Here is a 19,635-nt window from a genome sequence, read left to right on the forward strand (position 1 = left end):
TTGCGTCCTGCGTCATGCTCAGCCCCCTGCTGCAGGTTTGGCTGGCGCACGCGCGGGGCGCTTGGCAGCCGCTGCCGGTTGCGCCTTCGCAGCGGCCGGCTGCGCCGGTTTGGCGCGCCCACCCTTGGGCGTGTCGCGCACCCACAACGCCTGTTCGTCCTGCTTGATCTCGAACAAGCCGATCGCGCGCACCAGATCGCTGAGCTTGCGATAGCCGTAGTTGCGTGGATCGAACGAGGCCTGGTTGGCGACCTGTTTACCGACTGCACTCAGCAATGCCCAGCCATCGTCTTCGCAGGCGCTGACGATCGCGTTGCGCAGCATTTGCACCAGGCGCGTATCGCCGCGTAATGCGGTGGCGTCCTTGCGACCGACAGCGGTCTCGCTGGCAGCCGCCGCCTGTTCGCCGAGCGCTTCGACATAGGTGAATTTGGAGCACGCATTGACGAACGGCGCCGGTGTTTTCTTCTCACCGAAGCCATACACTTTCACGCCGTCGGTGAGCAGGCGCATCACCAGCGGCGTGAAGTCGGCATCGCTGGAGACAATCGCAAATCCGTCCAGATTGCGCGCGTACAACAGATCCATCGCGTCGATCACCATCGCCATGTCCGAGGCGTTTTTGCCGGAACTGTAGGCAAACTGCTGGATCGGGCGGATCGCGTAATCGTGCAACGCTGCTTCCCAGCCTTTCAGATGCGGGCTCTTCCAGTTGCCGTAAGCGCGGCGCACGTTGGCCACGCCGTAGCGCGCCACTTCGGCCAGCACCACGTCGATCTTGCCGGCCGGCGCATTGTCCGCGTCGATCAGCAGCGCGATGCGTTTGTCGGGATTGTCGATCATGCTCATTGCTCCAGGGACGCGGCAGATTCAGCAGATTCGGTCTTGATATCGGTGTCGGTGTCGACGTCCGCCTCGGCCTCGACCGGCAAGGTGTACTAGGTGACATCGCGCAGCGTGAGCACGCCTGTGCTCAGGATCTCGCGTTCGGCGCGGTCACTGATCTAAGTGGCATGCACGCGTCCAGTGCCGCGATCGCCTTCCACATCGAACACGAACTCATCGCCACTCGGTGCCAGACTGGTGCGATAGAGATCCACCCGCATGTCGCGGATCTGCCCGATATGTTCCTGCACGACTGCATCGTCCTGCAACGCGCTGCGCGCCTGATCGGCAAACAACGACCAGCCGATCGATATCAGCCAGACGAGTGCGCCGAGCACTAGCATCCCGAACCGCACCACACAGGTCACCACGACGACCAGCCCGATCGCAACGCCGCTGAGTGGCTTTTTGGCCGCGGGCGCGGATGGGACCAGTGGCGGCGCAGCGCACGATGCAGCTGGCGGCACAGACGACAATGGCGGCAACGGGGGCGGTAGCGACGACATGCGGTCACCGGAAGCAAGGATGCGACATGATGCCGCAGCAGGGCCGCGCTGACGCGGCATGTTCATTGCCGATGCGGCATGCTGTGGAGCCCGCGTCGCAATCCATCGGACCTTACGATGACCCCTCCCCCCTCCCAAGCTCCACTGCACCTTGTTGTGGTTGGTGGCGGTTTCGCCGGCTTATGGGCGACCCGCGCGCTCGATGACCCCAATATCCGCATCACCTTGATCGACCGCCAGAACCATCATCTGTTCCAGCCACTGCTGTACCAGGTCGCCACTGCCGGCCTGTCGGCGCCGGACATCGCCGCACCGCTGCGGCACATCCTGCGCGAGCAACGCAATGTCGAAGTGCTGCTCGGCGATGTCACCGACATCGCACCGGCCCGCCGCGAAGTGGTCCTGGCCGACGGCAACACGCTCGGTTACGACATGCTGCTGCTGGCCACTGGCGCCACGCATGCCTATTTCGGCAACGACCACTGGGCCGAACACGCACCGGGCCTGAAAACGCTGTATGACGCGCTGGTGCTGCGGCGCAAGCTGCTGCTCGCCTTCGAACGCGCCGAAGCCGAATCCGACCCTGCCGCACGCGCCGCCTGGTTGAGTTTTGCGGTGGTCGGTGGCGGGCCGACCGGCGTGGAACTGGCCGGCACCCTGGCCGAAATCGCCCGCCACACGCTCAAGAACGAGTTCCGCCACATCGACCCGCAACAGGCGCGCGTGCGCTTGGTTGAAGCCGGCCCGCGCGTGCTGCCGTCGTTTCCGGAAGATCTCACCGACAAGGCGCGCAAGCAGTTGGAACGCCTGGGCGTGGAAGTGCACACCGGCACGCCGGTCACCCACATCGATGCGCTGGGCTACCAACTCGGCGACACCTTCGTGCCGGCGCGCACCGTGGTGTGGGCGGCCGGCGTGGCTGCCTCGCCGCTGGCGCGCACGCTGGGCGTGCCGCTGGATCGCGCCGGTCGCGTACTGGTGGAGCCCGACCTCAGCGTGCCGGGCCACCCGGAGATCTTCGTCGGCGGTGACCTGGCGTCTGTGCAGCAAGACGGTCGCCCGGTGCCGGGCGTGGCGCCTGCCGCCAAGCAGATGGGCAAGCACATCGCCAAGGCGATTGGTGCACGCCATCGCGGCCAGACGACGCCAATCTTCCGTTACCAGGACTTCGGCAACCTGGCCACGATCGGCCGCATGGCGGCCATCGTGCATGTCGGCAAACTCAAGCTCTCCGGGATCGTCGCCTGGTGGTTCTGGCTGGCCGCGCACGTGTACTTCCTGATCGGCTTCCGTAACCGGTTCGTGGTGCTGGTGAACTGGGCGATGGCGTACTGGAGCTATCAGCGCGCTGCACGCATCATCTTCGGCGGCGCCACCGACGACCCGCCGCCCAGCAGCAAGGACGGGTGACAGCGGCGCAGGCCGTGCGCGATGCTGTGCGGCCTGAGTCGATGGCCTGATCGTGGCAACTGTCCTGTTCCTGCTGGATCTGCTTGGCACCTTCGTGTTCGCCCTCAGCGGCGCGACCGTGGCGGTGCGCAACCGCCTGGATCTGTTCGGCGTGCTGGTGCTGTCCTGCGCGGCCGCGGTGTCCGGCGGCATCGTGCGCGATGTGCTGATCGGCACCACCCCGCCGGCCGCGCTGGTGCAGCCGCAGTATTTGCTGGTCGCCTGCCTGGCCGGCGTTGCCGGCTTCTACTGGCATGCAGCAGTGGAACGCCTGCGCAACCCCGTGCAGATCTTCGACGCGGCCGGGCTGGCGCTGTTTGCGGTGTACGGCACCAGCAAGGCGCTGGACTACCACCTCAGCCCACTGAGCGCGACGCTGCTGGGCATGCTCAGCGGCATCGGCGGCGGTATCGCGCGCGATCTGCTGGTGGCACGCACGCCAGTGGTGTTGCAGGCCGAATTGTATGCCGTCGCCGCGCTGGCTGGTGGCGGGCTGGTCGCGGTCGGGCACATCTTGGACGTGCCGCAGGCCTGGTCGCTGGCAACCGGTGCCGGCGTGTGTTTTGGCCTGCGCTTTATGGCCATCCGTTACGGCTGGCATCTGCCGGTAGCGCGCGCGCCGGAGTAGCGATTGCGTAGCACCTCATATGCAAACGGCCCGGAAAACCGGGCCGTTTGCGCAACAACTCCTGCGTCATCGCAAGATCAGGCGACGAACAGCGCCTTCATCTTCTTTAGCGCATTCGCTTCGATCTGGCGGATACGCTCGGCCGACACGCCGTACTCGTCGGCCAGCTCCTGCAGCGTCACCTTGGAATCCGAATCCAGCCAGCGGCGCTTGACGATGTCACGCGAACGCGTGTCCAGGCCAGCCATGCCTTCACGCAGCAGCTGCAGCTGATTGTCTTCACTGTCGTGACGCTCGTACGCCTGCGACGGATCTTCTTCGTTGGCGACCAGGTAGCTCACCGGCGACGGCGGGCCGTGATCGTCGTCTTCATCCGACGACGCATCGAAACCGATATCGCGACCGGACAGACGCGACTCCATCTCCATCACTTCACGCTCGGAGACGTTCAAGTCTTTGGCGACCGCAGTCACTTCCGACGCATTGAGCCAGCCCAGGCGGGTCTTGGACTTGCGCAGATTGAAGAACAGCTTGCGCTGCGCCTTGGTCGTGGCGACCTTGACGATGCGCCAGTTCTTCAGGATGAACTCGTGCATTTCGGCACGAATCCAGTGCACCGCGAAGCTGACCAAACGCACGCCCATGTCCGGGTCGAAGCGCTTGACCGCCTTCATCAAGCCGATATTACCTTCCTGGATCAGGTCGCCCAGCGGCAGGCCGTAGCCGTTGTAGCCGCGGGCAACGTGCACCACGAAGCGCAGGTGGGAATGGACCAGTTCGCGCGCGGCGTCCAGATCCAGCTCGTCGCGGAAGCGGCGGGCCAGATTCTGTTCCTCATCGACCGACAGCACCGGAATCTGGTGCACGGCACCGATGTAGGCGTCCAGCGAACCGAGCGCACTGGGAATCGGGAGATTGTTTGCCACAAGGGCAGTCGAGGTAGTCTGGTTCATAGGCACCATCTTAGCAGTCGAACTATTGGACTGCCGGGTATAGAAAGAGTTCCCAGAATTCTATTTATAGAACATTCGGGCTTTTTATGCCGCCGGTGTTCTACAGTCCGGCAATCCGAATTCGACACCTACGTTACCACCCAGCCCCTCTGCAAACCATGACACATTGGTTGCGAAAACGAGGCTGTCGGCAACGCTGTTCAGGCACCGGCGGAGGTAGTGTCCAACTCATTGCGCGGCGGCAGCGACCAGTCGATCGGGCTGATCCCGCGCCGTTGCAAATGCGCGTTGGTCTTGGAGAAATGCTGGCAGCCCAGGAAGCCGCGGTGCGCCGACAACGGCGAGGGATGCGGCGCCTTGAACACGCGATGGCGCGCCTGGTCGATGACCTTGCCCTTGGACTGCGCGTAGCTGCCCCAGAGCAGGAACACCAAGCCTTCGCGCTCGCGATTGAGGGTTTCCACCACATGATCGGTGAAGCCTTCCCAGCCCTTGTTCTGGTGGGCGCCGGCGCGTCCCTGCTCCACCGTCAGCACGGCATTGAGCAGCAGCACGCCCTGGCGCGCCCAGGGCATCAGGTAGCCATGATCCGGCCGCGCGATGCCCAGATCGTCCTGGATCTCTTTGTAGATGTTGAGCAGCGACGGCGGCACCGGCACGCCCGGCAGCACCGAAAAACACAGCCCGTGCGCCTGGCCTTCGCCGTGATACGGGTCCTGGCCCAGGATCACCACCTTGACCTGATCGAACGGGGTGGCGTCGAAGGCAGCGAAGATCTGCGGGCCGGGCGGAAACACCCGCGCACCGGCAGCCTTGCGTTGGCGCAGGAATGCCGACAGCTCCTGCATCTCCGGGCGTAGCAGCCAGTCGCCCACCTTTGCCTTCCACGACGGTTCCAGCTGGATACGTGCTTCCACTTCAGTCATAGCGTGACAGCCTGATCCTCTAAGCGTGCCAGGCGCAGCTGGAACAACACCTTGGTCACCAGCAGGCGCTCTTCGATCGGCTTTTGCACCAGATCGTTGGCACCGGCGCGCAGCAATTCGGACTGATTGCGCGGGTTGGTATCGCCGGTCATCACCAGCAGCGGCAGACGGCGCTTGCCGTAGGCGAAATCGATGCGGATACGCTCGACCACATCGCGGCCGTTGAGCTCGCCTTTCAGGGTCACGTCGGTCAGCACCACGTCGATACGGCGCTCGGTGCGGCCCAGCGATTCGGCGGTAAGCAGTGCAAAGGCATCTTCGGCGGTGAGTACGTGCACCACTTTCAGGCTCTGGCGCTCGAGCATGCGTTTGGTCGCCTCGGCCACCACGCGACTGTCTTCGATGTAGAGCACGGTCGCGCCCACCACCGGCTCGGGCTGCACGTAGCCGCGGATGAAGGTGGCAAGGGCTTCATGCCCCAGCGCCTTGTCGAAGTAGTCGGTGACGTATTCGGTAAAGCGACGCTCCACCAGATGCTGCTGCGCATCGCCGGAAACCACGATCACCGGCACATACGCCTGCCCGGCGGTTTCGCGCACGCTGCGCGCCAGAGTCAGGCCATCGCCATCGGGCAGCGAGAGCGAGGTGGTCACCAGATCCACTGCCCCAGCTTCCAATGTCTGGCGCGCTTCGGCAATGCTGGAACAGCCGATCACCTGCACGTTGGGCAGGTCGCGCTTGAGCACGTCGGCAATCAGCTTGCGTACCAGCTTGGAGCCATCGACCACCATCACGCGCGGCGCGTCGCTGATCAGGTGTTTGAGATCTGGTGAATGCATGGCAGGTCTCAGGTCTCGGTGGGGCGGGTCTGGCGAAGGAAATGGCCGGTCACCAGCCAGGCGCCCAACCATCCCAGCACCAGTGTGCCGACCAGTACCATCGCAGAATGCAACAGATCTAGCCCGTGCAGGGTAAAAGAACTACCGTAGCTGTCGGCTAATGTCGCCAGTGGCGCACGCAACGCCAGACCCGAGGCAGCAATCAAAGCGAGCGCAACGGCGCCGGCACCGAGCCCGTACCACGCGCCCAGATACAGGAACGGGCGACGGATGAAGCCATCGCTGGCGCCAAGCAACTGCAGCACGCCGATTTCTTCGCGCCGCGACTGGATATCCAGTCGCACGGTGTTGCCAACTACCAGCACCGCACCGATGCCGAGCAAGGCCGACAACACCTGCACCAGGCGCTCGCCAAAGTGCAGCCAGCCATCCAGACGCTTGCGCCACAGCGCGTCGTGCTGCACTTGATCGGTCTGCGGCAGCGCCTGCAGCGCGCCGGCCAGTTGCGCATCGTCGGCCGCATCGGCGGGGGTGACGATCAGCAAGGTGGGCAGCGGGTTTTCGCCCAGCGCATCGGCGGCTTCATCGAGCTTGGCGCTCTCGCGTAGCTCGGCCAAACCCTGCTCGGGCGTGCGCAAGGTGACCTTGGCAACGTCCGGGCGCGCACGCAGCTCGCCAGCCAGCGCCTGCGCCGCGTCGGCGGCCACGTCCACCTTCAGAAACAGATTGATTTCGCGCGACTGCTGCACGCTGCCTGCCAGCAGCTTGACGTTGTCCAACGCAATCGACAGCCCCAGCGGGAGCGCAAGCGCCAAAGCCATCACAACGATGGTCAGCAAGGTGGCCCACGGCTTGCGCATCGCACGGCCCAGGCTGAAGGCGATGCTGTGCAGGTGGTGGTCGATCCATACGCCGAATCGCGACGGCGCGACGGCTTCGGTATTGGCGGGCTTGCTCATTCGGCCAGGTCCTGCGGCGAGATGTCGTCGACCAGGCGGCCGTGATCCAGGATCAGCACGCGTTTGCGCATCTGCTTGAGCAGGGCAAGGTCGTGGCTGACCACCAGCACGCTGGTGCCACGCGCAGGAAGTTCGGCGAACAACTGCATGATCTCTGCGGCAAGCGCCGGGTCGAGATTACCGGTGGGCTCATCGGCCACCAGCAGGCGCGGTTCACCGACGATGGCGCGCGCGATGCCCACGCGTTGCTGCTCGCCCGCAGACAATTGCGACGGCAAGGCTTTTTCGCGATGGGACAGACCAATACGTTCCAGCGCAGAGCGCACGCGCTTGCCGATCTCGGCACGCCGGGTGCCGCGCAGGATCAGCGGCAACGCCACGTTCTCGGCGATGCTGCGGTCGTTGAGCAGACGGTGGTCCTGATAGACCGCACCGACCTGGCGCCGATGCAGCGGAATCTGCCGGCCGCGCACCTTGAGCAGGTTGCGTTCGCCCAGCAGCACCGCGCCCTGGCTTGGCCGCTCGCTGAGGTGGATCAATTTGAGCAAGGTACTTTTGCCGGCGCCGGAGTGGCCGGTCACGAACAGCATCTCGCCATCGGCCACTTCGAAGCTGACATCGGTCAGCGCCTGGTGGCCCCCGGCGTAGTGCTTGCTGACGTTGTCGAAACGCAGAACGGTCATCTAACGATTATGCCGGAGCGCCAGTGCTTGCGTCGCATCGCCGATGCTCGGCGATGCGATCGATACCGCAAACGGTCAGTTGCCCGAGACCAGCGAGCGTAGTCGGCGACCGATCCGGCTGAGCAGCGACGGGCTGCCCGACGGCTTATTTGCAGCGCGCACTGGCGTGGCAACCACCTGGGTGGGCTTGCGCGGTGCGGCGGGAGCGGCAACCGGCGTGGATGCCACTGCCGGCTCGGCACCTTCAACCGGACGACCGTTGCGACGACGACGGCGCTTGCGCGGTGCGCGCTCGGCATCGGCCACGCCCGCGGAAGGCGCCTGCGCCGCTGCGGCAGCAACCACCGGATGTTCGGTCGGCGCGGAAGTTGCGGGCGCTTCGCCTTCCACACGCGGCTTGCGGCGCGGACGCGGCTTGCCGTCGGCACCGGCGCTGGCACCATCGCGGCGACCGCCGCCACTGCCGCTGCGCGATGCGCCGCCGGGGCCACTGCGCCCGCCACCGCGACGCTGTTCTTCGGCAGCACGCTGTTCGCGCGCTTGGCGGAAGATCGTGCCCACGCTGTCGCCAGCGTCGTCATCGACCTCTTCGCCTTCCACCGGCACGCGTGCTGCACGCGGCAACGGCGTCAGTAGCTCGGAGGTCACCGGCTCGACCGGGATCTTCTGCTCGATGTAAGCCTCGATGTCCGGCAGGCTCATCGCGTAGCGCTCGCAGGCAAAGCTGATCGCATCGCCTTCTTCGCCCAGACGCGCGGTGCGGCCGATGCGGTGCACATAGTCTTCCGCGTCGAACGGCAGGTCGTAGTTGTAGACGTACTTGACGCCGTCGATGTGCAGACCGCGCGCAGCCACGTCGGTGGCAACCAGGATTTCTAGCTGGCCCTTCTGGAAGCGGTTGAGCAGCGACTCGCGCTTTTTCTGCGGCACGTCGCCCGACAGCACGCCAACGCGGTAGCCATGCCGCTCCAGGGCACGCGCCACGCGCTCGACGAATGCCTTGGTGTTGACGAACACCATCGTGCGGGCGCCTTCGCTACGCGACAACAAACCCAGCAGTAGTGTCTGCTTCTCTTCGTCGGACGGGAAATAGATGCGCTGGCGCACCCGCGCGGCGGTGATGGTCTCGGTCTCGACGACGAGCTTTTCCGGCTCGTTCATGTGCTCGTAGGCCAACTCCAGCACGCGGTGGCTGAGGGTGGCCGAGAACAACAACGTCTGCCGGGTGCCGCGCTCGGGCATGCGCCGCAGCAGGAAGCGGATGTCCTTGATGAAGCCCAGGTCGAACATGCGATCGGCTTCGTCCAGCACGCAGATTTCGCAGGCGTGCAGCGACACCACCTTGTGCTGCTTGACGTAGTCGATCAGGCGGCCCGGGGTGGCGATGATCACGTCCACGCCCTGCTGCAGCAGCTCGCGCTGTTTGTCGTAGTCCACACCGCCGTAGACCAGCGCAAAGCGCAGGCCCAGGTCGGCGCCAAACTTCACTGCGTCCTTGTGGATCTGGATGGCCAGCTCGCGGGTCGGCGCCAGGATCAGCGCGCGCGGGTCTTCGGGCTTGCGGTCGGCCAGGGCCGGGCGATTCAGCAGGCGGTTCACCACCGTCACCAAGAACGCCAGGGTCTTGCCGGTGCCGGTCTGGGCCTGGCCGGCGACATCGCCGCCCGGCAGCGCGACCGGCAAGGTCAGCGCCTGGATCGGGGTACAGCGGGTAAACCCTGCGCTCTCCAGGCCGGCGATCAGCGCCGGATGTAGGTCGAACGAGGAAAAGGTCAAATCGGTTAGCGGTTTGTCGCTCATTATTCCGTCTTCGTGGGGCGCCCTGGGCAGCCCGGGCGCGGCTTGCATCGATGCCGACAGCGTCGCAAACTGCGGCTCTTGTGGCGGACAGCGCGGCTTCAGGACTGACACTTGATTCAGTCGCGCAATGCCCCAGTTTAACGCAATGTAGCGGCCTGCCCGTTCGGGTGGGCCGTTTTGGTTTCCAGGAGACCCAACGTGAGCGATAAGGTTCAACATGTCGGCGATGCCGACTTCGATACAGCGGTACTGCAATCCGGCGAACCGGTTCTGGTGGATTTTTGGGCCGAGTGGTGTGGCCCGTGCAAGATGATCGCGCCGGTGCTGGACGATCTAGCTGACACCTACCAGGGCCGCCTGAAGGTTGCCAAGGTCAACGTGGACCAGAACCGCGCGCTGGCCATCAAGTACCACGTGCGCTCGATCCCGATGCTGTTGCTGTTCAAGGACGGGGAAGTGCAGGCGACCCAGATCGGTGCAGTCGGCAAGGGCCAGCTGACCCAGATGATCGACAAGACCCTGGGCGGCGCAGCCGCCTGAGCAGACGGGCGTCCAGCGATGGGCGCCCGATGGGCGCCGGCAGTTAAATCCTGCCCCGGAAGACGCTTGCGCGTTAACGCGCCGCGGTGATAGTGTCAGTTGGTCCGGCACACGTTCGTGCGCCGCCGTACCCCTCTAGAAACTCTTCTAGACTCCCATCTACCAATAGTTCGCCCCCTAGCTGGGCGCTCGCACCTTAGCGAGGAATCACGCACTTGTCCGATCATCCTTCCTCCGATACCGGGAGCAGCGTCGACGCTCCCGTCGAGAAGCGCGTGCGCAAGCCGCGCGTGAGCAAGACCGCCGTCGCCAATGAAGACGGTGGCGCACAGCAGCCCAACCTGCCCTTGCCCGCCAGCCCCCCACCCGAAGCACCCCGTGCCCCGCAGGCACCGTCGCACGCTGCCGATCCGGCACCGGCGCAGACGTCCAGCGATAGCGCACACGCCGGTCAGGCGCCCAGCGCCAACCACGGCGGTGACACCCACGGCGAGCCCCGCGAGGGCGGCCAGTCGCGGCAGCAGCGCTTCAATCAGGCGCAGCAACAGCAGAACCAGAATCAGGCCCAGAGCCAGGGGCAAGGCCAGCAGCAGGGTCAGGCCCAGGCACAAAGCCAGAACCAGAGCGCCGGCCAGAATCAGCAAGGCCAGGGCGGTCAGGGTCAGGGACAAAACCAGCAAGGCCAGAACCAGCAGGGCAATCGCCGCGATCGGTTCCGCAACCGCCGTGACCGCGGCCCGCGTGATCGTTTCGGTAACGAAGGCGGCGGCATGCCCTCGTCCGATGGCAGCAACGAGCCGTTTATCGCACGGCCGCATCCGGCCGTGCCGGAAGGCTTCCCGGTGTATTCGCTGAGCGATCTCAAGCGGATGCCGGCGCAGAAGCTGCTGGATATCGCCGATCAGCTCAATATCCAGGAAGGCGTGGCGCGTGCGCGCAAGCAGGACGTGATCTTCGCCCTGCTCAAGGTGCTCACCCGTCATGGCGAAGGCGTTGCCGCCGACGGCGTACTGGAAATCCTGCCGGACGGCTTCGGTTTCCTGCGTGCTGCAGAAGCCAGCTACCTGGCCGGCCCGGACGATACCTATATTTCGCCCAGCCAGATCCGCCGCTTCAACCTGCGTACCGGCGACCATCTGTCCGGCCGCATCCGCTTCCCGAAGGACGGCGAACGTTATTTCGCGCTGTCGATCGTCGACACCATCAACGGCGAGCCGCTGGAAGCGAGCAAGGGCAAGGTTCTGTTCGAGAACCTGACCCCGCTGTTCCCGCGTCGCCGCTTCCGTCTGGAGCGTGGCGATGGCTCCACCGAGGACATCACCGGCCGCATTCTGGATCTGATGGCGCCGCAGGGTAAGGGTCAGCGTGCGCTGATCGTCTCCCCGCCGAAGGCCGGTAAGACGATGATGATGCAGCAGGTGGCCACGGCCATTACCACCAATCATCCCGAAGTGCACATGATTGTGCTGCTCATCGACGAGCGCCCGGAAGAAGTGACCGAAATGCAGCGCACCGTGCGCGGCGAGGTCATCTCCTCCACGTTCGACGAGCCGGCTGCGCGTCACGTGCAGGTCGCCGAGATGGTGATCGAGCGGGCCAAGCGCCTGGTCGAGCACAAGAAGGACGTGGTGATCCTGCTGGACTCCATCACCCGTCTGGCGCGCGCCTACAACAACGTGGTGCCCAGCTCCGGCAAGGTGCTCACCGGTGGCGTGGACGCCAATGCGTTGCATCGCCCGAAGCGCTTCTTCGGTGCGGCACGTAACGTGGAAGAAGGCGGCTCGCTGACCATCATTGCCACCGCGCTGGTGGAAACCGGCAGCAAGATGGACGAGGTGATCTACGAGGAGTTCAAGGGCACCGGTAACAGCGAAGTGCATTTGAACCGTCGCATCACCGAAAAGCGTGTGTACCCGGCCATCGACATCAACCGTTCGGGCACGCGCCGCGAAGACCTGCTGATCGAGCCGGAGCTGCTGCAGAAGATCTGGATCCTGCGCAAGCTGCTGCACCCGATGGACGAAATCGCGGCAATGGAATTCCTGCTGGACAAGATGAAGACCACCAAATCCAACGACGAGTTCTTCAGTTCGATGAAGCGTTGATTTCGGTCGGTTTTATCGAAACAAAAAAGCCCCGCGTTGCGGGGCTTTTTTTATAAGTGAGGTGACTATCGTGCAGCCGTTAGCCGCTTCGACCAACGGCCCTCAACTCTCTTGCAACGGTGTTACCAGGCGAACACCTTCTCCGCGTGCGGAGAACAATCCACTGCCAGGCAGAGCATCCGGGCTATCGTTCGATGTCCCTGCGCCGCGCTGTTCATTCCAGGGAGCGCTCTGACGCGGACCAGGCAGATACGACCGCCATTTCTGGACCTGCTTTGCGGCGATCAGATCGCGTGCCGAGGTTTCGAGGTCAAAGCTGACCGGGACACGCATGACCCAATAAGGCGCATTGACATCCGACCCCTCTGTCGGCGGCAAAAACTTCCACTCACGCGCCTTTGCAGACGCTGCATCGGCTAGCACCTGGCGTACCCGTGCACGTTTGGATTCCGGCACCAGCGACGTGAGGTTGACCTGCTCTGCGATCAGATCTTCGACCTTGCCATCGCGCCCGATCTTGAGCATTAGATAGACCACACCGGTGGCGCCGGCCCGAAACGCCGCTTCCGGGTAGCGCGGTGGTTGCATGTCCTTGGTCCGCACACTCGTTGCGTCTTGCGCTTGCCCGCCGAAATGCGCGCTGCGGATCGACACCAGATAGTTTTCTCCCTCCCCTTGCTTTGCAACCAGCAGCAGGCTCATCGGCAACTGCGCGGGCAAAGCGCTGCCGTCCCCGCGCAGAGGGTCGAAGCGCCACGATGCGACCGAGTGCTTGATCCGCTCGCGCACTGCCAGCGGCAAGCTCGCTTCATCGGTAAGTTTCACTGCCGTGACGACGCCGTCCGGGGTCAATGTCAACTCGCCTGTGACATTCATGCTTGCCTCGGTCTGCGTTTGCACTTGCGCTGCGCTTGTACGCGCCTGCGCAACTCCAATACTGGCTAACGCCAACAAGATGCCAAGACTAAAACGCTGCTTCCGCTTCATGACCACACTCCTTGAGGGTTGAGTGCGTGTTGTACCAGTCTTGCCACTGCCGGTAAATCGCTACGCCAAACGCCGCGATTCCGCATAAGGCGGGGTGTCGGGATAATCGTCTTCGCGGAGGCGGCTCTGCAGGTCGCGCCACCATTGTGGGTTGAACAGTTCCGGGTGCTGGTGTTTGACCGCTTCCAGTTGCGAGGACGGCAGGCCCATGAACAATACGAAACGCTCGGGAAAGACGTCGCGTGGTCCGACATGGAACCAGGGTTCTGCGGCCATCTGTTCTTCGTAGGTGGTGGGCGTGGGCCAATCGCGAAAGGTGCATTCGGTGATCAAGCACAGCTCGTCGTAGTCGTAGAACACTGCGCGCTGATGGCGGGTGATGCCAAAATTTTTCAGCAGCATGTCGCCAGGAAAGATGTTGTTGCGCGCCATGTCCTTGATGGCCTGGCCGTAGTCCAGGGCTGCGGCATGCGCGGCTTCGGGCAATTGTTCACGCAGGTACAAATTCAACGGACGCAGACGGCGCTGCACGTAGCACAGTGCGATCAGCACATCGTCGCCATCTTCGCTCAGGCTCATCGCGCAGCTGGTCTGTAGCTCTTGCAGCAACGCCGGTGAAAAGCGTGCTTTTGGAAACCGCAGGAAACGATAGGGCTGCGCATCGAGCAGGCGGCCGATGCGGTCGAGCTGGAAGACCAACTCGTATTTGCCTTCCACCTGCGCGCGGCTCATGGTTTTGGGATACGCAAAGCGGTCGCGAATGAGCTTGAACACCAGCGGGTAACTGGGCAGCGTAAACACCACCATGACCATGCCGGGCGTGCCATCGGCGTGCACCAGTTGTTCGGACGGATGCGCCTGAAAATGGCTAAAAAACGTGCGATAGCGCTCGGTCTTGCCCTGCTTGGCGCGGCCCAGCATCGTGTACAGCTCATCGACCGGTTTGTGCGTGAGCAGGCTGCGTAGAAACACCACCGCATCGCCGACGGTGGACAGGTCGGCCTGGAAATAGCTGCGTGAATTACTGAACAATTGCGCGACATCGCTGCGCCGCGTCAGCACTGCTTCGGCGCGCATGCCGGCATCATCGTTGATCAGGGCAATCACGCACGGCGAGAAGCGATGTTCGCCGAATACGCGTCCGACCAGATAGGCGCGACGCTCGCGATAGAACACGGTCTCCAGCAATTCCACGCTGCGCACTGGATGTTCGCCCCAGTGCGCAAGGTCGTCTAGCAAGCGCACCGCAATCGCAGCCGCGCAGCGGGTGCGGTGCGCATACGGCACCGCGAACGCATAGTCGCCCAGCACCCGCACCAGCATGTCGGTCAAGCGGCCAGGCGAGACGGCATAGGTATGGCGCGCCACCGGCACAGTGATGGCATCGGTGGGTTCGATATCCAGCGCGATGAATTCGATCTCGGCATCGACGCCGTGGGTGCCGAAGTAGCGCCGGGTCAGGGTGTTGTAGAAGGTCTTGTACAACTCCTGATCGATCAACCCGCTCAGCAATGCGGCGTAGTGATCGCGGGCGCGCATCCACAGCGCGCGATCGTGCGCCTGGCCCAGCAGCACGGCACGCAAGCGCGACATGCATTCGGCAATGTAGTGGTCGTAAAGCGCGATACGTGCCACTGCGTCGTCGCGCGCACCGCTCCAATCGCGCGTTTCGAACCGCTGCTTGGCACGTGCGGTAATCGCGGAAAAGTGTGCGTGATAGTCCTCGAAGGCTTCATACACGGCCTGCGCGATGGCCAGTGCGCGACGCTCGGATTGCGGTGGTAACGATGGCTGACTCATGGCGGCAGTGTCCTTGAGCGCTTGCGACGGCGCACCGCGGAGGGCACGGTAGTCAGCTGCTGCGCGTGCGCGGCGTGTTCGCGCGCCTGCCCCTGCAGCCAGGCACGGAACGCGAGAAGCCCGCCATGCGTGGTGGAACGCGGCGGATACACCAGGTAATGCGACCAGCTGGTCTTGAGACGTTGCGTGGACAACGCCACCAGTTGCCCGGACTCAAGCAACAGGCGTGCGCGCGTCACACGCCCCAATGCAACGCCGACACCATCCAGGGCGGCACGGTGGTGCGCCTCTGATTCGTCGAGCACGGCGACATACCGCCGCGGCGCATCGCCGCCGAACGCAGCAAACCAGCGCAACCACGCGTCATCCGGGTCACCCAGCAATGGCCACTGATGCAACGGCGGCGCCTCCCTGCCGCCCATGCGTGCGATCAAGGCGGGGCTTGCCATTGGCACCAGCCAGTCGTCGAACAACGGTTCGGCGATAACGCCCGACCATTGTCCGGCACCGATGCGCATGGCGGCATCCACGTGCTGCTGGCGCTCGAAATCGACCAGTCGCTCGCTCGACAGCAGATTGATTTCGATGGTGGGGTGGATGGCCAGAAATTCGCCCAGTCGTGGCACCAGCCAAGCCGATGCCATCGACGGCGTCAGGCTCAGCGTCAACGTGTCTTCGCGACGCGCACCGAATGGCTCGAACGCTTCGGCAATCGCATCCAGATGCGGTGCGATGCGATCGAGCAGTTGCTGGCCCTGCAGCGTGGCGGTGACGCCACGCGCGTGCCGCTGCAGCAGCGGATACCCCAGCCGTTGTTCAAGCGCGCGCATCTGGTGGCTGAGCGCGCTGACGGTGAGATGCATCGCGCTGGCGGCACGCGACAGGTTGCCCAGGCGCACCGCGCTGACGAAGCCCTGCAATGCGTGAAGCGGCGGACGCGCCATGGCTCACCCTTGAACGGAATTCAACACCCACTTGTAAAAGCCTCGCTTTTACGTCCCCTAGCCTGCGCCTACTGTGGATTCCACTCAAGTGGAGGCAGGGTCATGCGCATCTTTACCGAGCTGTTGTTCCAGCATGGCCACATTGCCGATGTGGCGCTCGCGCAGCGTCTGGCGGAGCCGTACGCGGCTTTGGAGCCAGTGGAACAAGTGAGGCCGCGGGAATCCATCGCAACGGCCGCACAGGACCCACAGACTGCCGGCGATACCACGCAGCAGACCCGCGCGAGCGGCGCATGGCGCGGCTGAGCCGGCGCCTGGTACGCGAGAGATCACGGCATTGTCGCCATTACGCTGAAACGACAAGGCCCGCCTCTAACGAGACGGGCCTTGATGGCAGCGCGTCGATGCACTGACACGCGGTGCGTTGGTTCAGGCCTTCAGCGTGGCCAGGATGTCGTTGAAGGTCTTGCTTGGACGCATTGCTTCGCTGACCTTGGCCAGATCAGGATGGTAGTAGCCACCGATCTCGACCGGCTTGCCCTGCGCGCCGTTGAGCTCGGCCACGATGGTGGCTTCTTTCTCGGTCAGGGCCTTGGCCAGCGGTGCGAACTTGGCCTGCAGCGCGGTGTCTTCGGTCTGCGCGGCCAGGGCCTGCGCCCAGTACATTGCCAGATAGAAATGGCTGCCGCGGTTGTCGAGCTCGCCAACTTTACGCGCCGGCGACTTGTTGTTATCGAGGAACTGGCCATTCGCGACATCTAGCGCCTTGGCCAACACGGTGGCCGACGGGTTGTCGTAGCGGTTGCCCAGGTGTTCAAGCGAAGCGGCCAGCGCCAGGAATTCACCCAGCGAATCCCAGCGCAGGCAGTTCTCTTCGACGAACTGCTGCACATGCTTGGGCGCCGAACCACCGGCACCGGTTTCGAACAAGCCGCCGCCCGCCATCAGCGGCACGATGGAGAGCATCTTGGCGCTGGTACCCAGCTCCATGATCGGGAACAGGTCGGTGAGGTAATCGCGCAGCACATTGCCGGTGACCGAGATGGTGTCCTGGCCTTTGCGGATGCGCTCCAGCGAGAAGGTCGTCGCGTCCACCGGCGGCAGGATGCGGATATCCAGGCCGTTGGTATCGTGATCCTTCAGATACTGCTCGACCTTGGCGATCACCTGCGCATCGTGTGCGCGTGCCTTGTCCAGCCAGAACACCGCAGGCGTCTCGCTCAGACGTGCGCGCTCGACGGCGAGCTTCACCCAGTCCTGGATTGGCGCGTCCTTGACCTGGCACATGCGCCACAGATCGCCGGCTTCCACTGCGTGCTCGAACACCGTCTTGCCATTGCCATCGGTGACCTTGACGGTGCCCGCAGCGGACATCTGGAAGGTCTTGTCATGCGAGCCGTATTCTTCGGCTTTCTGCGCCATCAAGCCCACGTTAGGCACCGAGCCCATGGTGGACGGATCGAACGCGCCGTGCGCCTTGCAGTCATCGATCACCGCCTGATACACGTCGGCGTAGCAACGGTCCGGAATCACCGCCTTGGTGTCCTGTAACTTGCCTTGTGCATTCCACATCTGGCCGGAGTCGCGAATCATCGCCGGCATTGATGCATCGACGATCACGTCGCTGGGCACATGCAGGTTGGTGATGCCCTTATCCGAATTGACCATCGCCAGACCCGGACGCTGCGCATATTCGGCCTGGATATCGGCCTTGATCTGCGCTTGCTGGTCTTCCGGCAACGTGCCAATGCGTGCGTACAGATCGCCGATGCCGTTATTGGGATCGAAGCCGACCGACTTGAGCGCATCGGCATGCTTGCTCAGCGTGTCCTTGTAGAACCCGCCGACGACCACGCCGAACAGCACCGGATCGGAGACCTTCATCATGGTGGCTTTCAGATGCACCGAAAACAGCACATCGCGGGCCTTGGCATCGGCGATTTGCGCGTCGATGAAGCTGGCAAGCGCGCGCTTGCTCAACACCGCAGCATCGACGATTTCGCCAGCCTTGACCGCGACCTTGTCCTTCAACACGGTGCTGCTGCCATCGGCACCGACGAATTCGATCTTCAGCGTGCCGGCGTCGGCCAGCGTGGTGGACTGCTCGCTACCGAAGAAGTCGCCAGACTCCATGTGCGACACGTGCGACTTGGATTCGCTACTCCACTTACCCATGCGGTGCGGGTGCTTGCGTGCATAGTTCTTCACCGACAGTGGTGCACGGCGATCGGAATTGCCTTCGCGCAGCACCGGGTTCACCGCACTGCCCTTGACTTTGTCGTAGCGCGCCTTGACTTCTTTTTCGGCTGCATCCTTCGGCTCGTCCGGATACGCCGGCAGCGCGTAGCCCTGGCCTTGCAGTTCCTTGATCGCCGCCTTGAGCTGGGGCACCGAGGCGCTGATGTTGGGCAGCTTGATGATGTTGGCTTCCGGCGTGGTAGCCAGCTCACCGAGTTCGCCGAGGTCGTCGGCAATCTTTTGCGTCTCGCTCAGATACTCGGGAAACAGCGACAGGATGCGCCCGGCCAACGAAATATCGCGCGTTTCGACCACAATGCCGGCGGTATCTGTGTAGGCATCGATGATCGGCAGCAGCGACTGCGTGGCGAGGTAAGGTGCTTCGTCGGTGAGCGTGTAGAGGATCTTCGGTGTCTTCGACATGAGGTGTGCGATGGCTCTTGTGGTCGGGAGGAGCGCCGGCATTCACGGACGATGGCTGTGGTGCGCGCGACGGGGGTCGTTGATGGCACACCGGTTGGCCAGCGCGTTGGACGCGGCGATGGATCAGCACGGCATTGTCGCGTCTGAGCCGCGCCTGGGTAAAGCGACCACAGGCGGATGCTTCGTCCCGTCACACGGCCAATCGACATGGATGCAGCTGTAACGAATACGGCACGCAGCAAGAAGGGCGCGGCCTGATGGTCGCGCCCTTCTTGTATGACTCGATGAACTATCGAGCTCCTGACTGACCGCGTGATGTTGCGTATGGCCAAGGCCATCGTCATCACTGCGCAATACGCACTTACTTGACCGTGATGGTCTGCGGGTTGCCCGCCGGCTTGCCGTCCACCATCACCTGCGCGGTGTAGGTGCCGGCCGGCCAGCCGTCGGGCTTGCTGAAGCTGAGGTTGGTGGTTTCGGCGCCAGTGGTATTCAAGGTGGCGTTCTGCTCGCCTGCCACCTGACCATCCTGATACGTGAGCTTGGCCGAGACGGCAACATTGCTGGCGCTTCCATCCGTCTTGACCGACACGATGATGGTGTCCTTGGTGCCAACGCTGGACGCTGGGGTGACCGTCTTATCGGCTGCGGCCTTGGTGCCGACGGCCACGCTGGAAACCGTTACCGTACTGCCCATTGCAGCGCCGCTATCGGTGCTGGCTGCGCCGGTTGCGCTGCTCTGGCCTGCTTGATCGCTGGCCGGCGGTGTAGCAGCCGGGCCAGGCATGGCCTCGGTGGGAGCACCGGAGGTTGGATCCTTGGACACGCTGTCGTCGGTCTTCTTGCTGCAACCCGACAACGCAAGGACGCCGGCTAACGCAATAACGAGGCTGCTGGAAACGGATGTCGTGCGCATAAATAATTTCTCCGATAACGAACACCAGCATTTCATGGTGCCCGAATGATTTTC

The 19,635-nt window shown here is 63.7% G+C and carries 17 protein-coding genes and 1 pseudogene; 5 read left to right on the forward strand and 13 right to left on the reverse strand.

The window, feature by feature from the left end; genetic code table 11:
- Positions 1 to 18 precede the first annotated feature (18 nt).
- Both NX05_RS17750 and NX05_RS25015 read right to left on the reverse strand, forming a co-directional pair.
- Positions 19 to 849, reverse strand: coding sequence for an NYN domain-containing protein (locus tag NX05_RS17750; RefSeq protein ID WP_017117905.1), 831 nt, complete (start codon positions 847 to 849; stop codon positions 19 to 21).
- Positions 850 to 1,004: 155 nt separating this feature from the next.
- Positions 1,005 to 1,229, reverse strand: coding sequence for a hypothetical protein (locus tag NX05_RS25015; RefSeq protein WP_236614360.1), 225 nt, complete (start codon positions 1,227 to 1,229; stop codon positions 1,005 to 1,007).
- Positions 1,230 to 1,508: 279 nt separating this feature from the next.
- Between NX05_RS25015 and NX05_RS17760 the strand changes: the two genes are divergently transcribed.
- Positions 1,509 to 2,801: an NAD(P)/FAD-dependent oxidoreductase gene (locus tag NX05_RS17760; RefSeq protein WP_026112204.1), complete on the forward strand. Its 1,293-nt coding sequence runs from the start codon at positions 1,509 to 1,511 to the stop codon at positions 2,799 to 2,801.
- A 52-nt stretch (positions 2,802 to 2,853) separates the two neighbouring features.
- Positions 2,854 to 3,468, forward strand: coding sequence for a trimeric intracellular cation channel family protein (locus NX05_RS17765; RefSeq protein ID WP_017112674.1), 615 nt, complete (start codon positions 2,854 to 2,856; stop codon positions 3,466 to 3,468).
- Between the two features lie 77 nt (positions 3,469 to 3,545).
- On the opposite strand, the gene rpoH is transcribed toward NX05_RS17765, so the two are convergent.
- The 6 genes from rpoH to rhlB form a co-directional block, all read right to left on the reverse strand.
- Complete coding sequence (rpoH, locus tag NX05_RS17770) at positions 3,546 to 4,421, reverse strand: RNA polymerase sigma factor RpoH (RefSeq protein WP_010370120.1); 876 nt, start codon at positions 4,419 to 4,421, stop codon at positions 3,546 to 3,548.
- 200 nt (positions 4,422 to 4,621) lie between these two features.
- Positions 4,622 to 5,347 (reverse strand): uracil-DNA glycosylase, encoded by a 726-nt coding sequence (gene ung / locus NX05_RS17775; protein WP_017117907.1) that lies wholly within the window; start codon positions 5,345 to 5,347, stop codon positions 4,622 to 4,624.
- Positions 5,344 to 6,186: a response regulator gene (locus tag NX05_RS17780; protein ID WP_017117908.1), complete on the reverse strand. Its 843-nt coding sequence runs from the start codon at positions 6,184 to 6,186 to the stop codon at positions 5,344 to 5,346. The genes ung and NX05_RS17780 overlap by 4 nt, the downstream gene beginning before the upstream one ends.
- 8 nt (positions 6,187 to 6,194) lie before the next feature.
- Positions 6,195 to 7,145, reverse strand: coding sequence for a permease-like cell division protein FtsX (gene ftsX, locus NX05_RS17785; protein ID WP_010382514.1), 951 nt, complete (start codon positions 7,143 to 7,145; stop codon positions 6,195 to 6,197).
- On the reverse strand, positions 7,142 to 7,828 hold the full coding sequence (ftsE, locus tag NX05_RS17790) for a cell division ATP-binding protein FtsE (protein ID WP_010382511.1): 687 nt from the start codon (positions 7,826 to 7,828) through the stop codon (positions 7,142 to 7,144). Before ftsE ends, ftsX begins: the two co-directional genes overlap by 4 nt.
- Before the next feature lie 75 nt (positions 7,829 to 7,903).
- On the reverse strand, positions 7,904 to 9,628 hold the full coding sequence (gene rhlB, locus NX05_RS17795) for an ATP-dependent RNA helicase RhlB (protein WP_039431957.1): 1,725 nt from the start codon (positions 9,626 to 9,628) through the stop codon (positions 7,904 to 7,906).
- Positions 9,629 to 9,826: 198 nt separating this feature from the next.
- Between rhlB and trxA the strand changes: the two genes are divergently transcribed.
- Both trxA and rho read left to right on the forward strand, forming a co-directional pair.
- Positions 9,827 to 10,168, forward strand: a complete 342-nt coding sequence (gene trxA / locus NX05_RS17800) for a thioredoxin TrxA (RefSeq protein WP_010370143.1) — start codon at positions 9,827 to 9,829, stop codon at positions 10,166 to 10,168.
- Between the two features lie 215 nt (positions 10,169 to 10,383).
- Positions 10,384 to 12,273 carry a transcription termination factor Rho gene (rho, locus tag NX05_RS17805; RefSeq protein ID WP_026112593.1) on the forward strand — a complete coding sequence of 630 codons (1,890 nt, stop codon included), beginning with the start codon at positions 10,384 to 10,386 and terminating at the stop codon, positions 12,271 to 12,273.
- Between the two features lie 102 nt (positions 12,274 to 12,375).
- Here the strand turns inward: rho and NX05_RS17810 are convergent, their stop codons facing one another.
- The 3 genes from NX05_RS17810 to NX05_RS17820 are packed head-to-tail and all read right to left on the reverse strand — an operon-like array spanning position 12,376 to position 16,004.
- The gene (locus tag NX05_RS17810) at positions 12,376 to 13,260 is read right to left on the reverse strand and encodes an energy transducer TonB (protein WP_026112594.1); all 885 of its coding nucleotides are present in this window, start codon (positions 13,258 to 13,260) and stop codon (positions 12,376 to 12,378) included.
- Between the two features lie 60 nt (positions 13,261 to 13,320).
- Positions 13,321 to 15,060 (reverse strand): bifunctional isocitrate dehydrogenase kinase/phosphatase, encoded by a 1,740-nt coding sequence (gene aceK / locus NX05_RS17815; protein WP_017119021.1) that lies wholly within the window; start codon positions 15,058 to 15,060, stop codon positions 13,321 to 13,323.
- Positions 15,057 to 16,004: a LysR substrate-binding domain-containing protein gene (locus NX05_RS17820; RefSeq protein WP_039431960.1), complete on the reverse strand. Its 948-nt coding sequence runs from the start codon at positions 16,002 to 16,004 to the stop codon at positions 15,057 to 15,059. The genes aceK and NX05_RS17820 overlap by 4 nt, the downstream gene beginning before the upstream one ends.
- 102 nt (positions 16,005 to 16,106) lie before the next feature.
- Between NX05_RS17820 and NX05_RS17825 the strand changes: the two are divergent.
- Positions 16,107 to 16,359, forward strand: a pseudogene (locus tag NX05_RS17825) (hypothetical protein).
- Positions 16,360 to 16,433: 74 nt separating this feature from the next.
- Here NX05_RS17825 and NX05_RS17830 read toward each other — a convergent pair.
- Positions 16,434 to 18,665, reverse strand: a complete 2,232-nt coding sequence (locus NX05_RS17830; protein WP_017123168.1) for an NADP-dependent isocitrate dehydrogenase — start codon at positions 18,663 to 18,665, stop codon at positions 16,434 to 16,436.
- 361 nt (positions 18,666 to 19,026) lie between these two features.
- Complete coding sequence (locus NX05_RS17840) at positions 19,027 to 19,581, reverse strand: RodZ family helix-turn-helix domain-containing protein (RefSeq protein ID WP_039431967.1); 555 nt, start codon at positions 19,579 to 19,581, stop codon at positions 19,027 to 19,029.
- Positions 19,582 to 19,635: the final 54 nt, after the last annotated feature.

The sequence above is a fragment of the Xanthomonas vasicola genome (assembly GCF_000772705.2).
Classification (GTDB): Bacteria; Pseudomonadota; Gammaproteobacteria; order Xanthomonadales; family Xanthomonadaceae; genus Xanthomonas; species Xanthomonas vasicola.

Bases quoted from the DNA above. Each gene is read 5' to 3' on its own strand.
- NX05_RS17750 (WP_017117905.1), bottom strand. From the start codon at position 849: ATGAGCATGATCGACAATCCCGACAAACGCATCGCGCTGCTGATCGAC.
- NX05_RS25015 (WP_236614360.1), bottom strand. From the start codon at position 1,229: ATGCTAGTGCTCGGCGCACTCGTCTGGCTGATATCGATCGGCTGGTCG.
- NX05_RS17760 (WP_026112204.1), top strand. From the start codon at position 1,509: ATGACCCCTCCCCCCTCCCAAGCTCCACTGCACCTTGTTGTGGTTGGT.
- rpoH (WP_010370120.1), bottom strand. From the start codon at position 4,421: ATGAACCAGACTACCTCGACTGCCCTTGTGGCAAACAATCTCCCGATT.
- ung (WP_017117907.1), bottom strand. From the start codon at position 5,347: ATGACTGAAGTGGAAGCACGTATCCAGCTGGAACCGTCGTGGAAGGCA.
- NX05_RS17780 (WP_017117908.1), bottom strand. From the start codon at position 6,186: ATGCATTCACCAGATCTCAAACACCTGATCAGCGACGCGCCGCGCGTG.
- ftsX (WP_010382514.1), bottom strand. From the start codon at position 7,145: ATGAGCAAGCCCGCCAATACCGAAGCCGTCGCGCCGTCGCGATTCGGC.
- ftsE (WP_010382511.1), bottom strand. From the start codon at position 7,828: ATGACCGTTCTGCGTTTCGACAACGTCAGCAAGCACTACGCCGGGGGC.
- rhlB (WP_039431957.1), bottom strand. From the start codon at position 9,628: ATGAGCGACAAACCGCTAACCGATTTGACCTTTTCCTCGTTCGACCTA.
- NX05_RS17810 (WP_026112594.1), bottom strand. From the start codon at position 13,260: ATGAAGCGGAAGCAGCGTTTTAGTCTTGGCATCTTGTTGGCGTTAGCC.
- aceK (WP_017119021.1), bottom strand. From the start codon at position 15,060: ATGAGTCAGCCATCGTTACCACCGCAATCCGAGCGTCGCGCACTGGCC.
- NX05_RS17820 (WP_039431960.1), bottom strand. From the start codon at position 16,004: ATGGCGCGTCCGCCGCTTCACGCATTGCAGGGCTTCGTCAGCGCGGTG.
- NX05_RS17830 (WP_017123168.1), bottom strand. From the start codon at position 18,665: ATGTCGAAGACACCGAAGATCCTCTACACGCTCACCGACGAAGCACCT.
- NX05_RS17840 (WP_039431967.1), bottom strand. From the start codon at position 19,581: ATGCGCACGACATCCGTTTCCAGCAGCCTCGTTATTGCGTTAGCCGGC.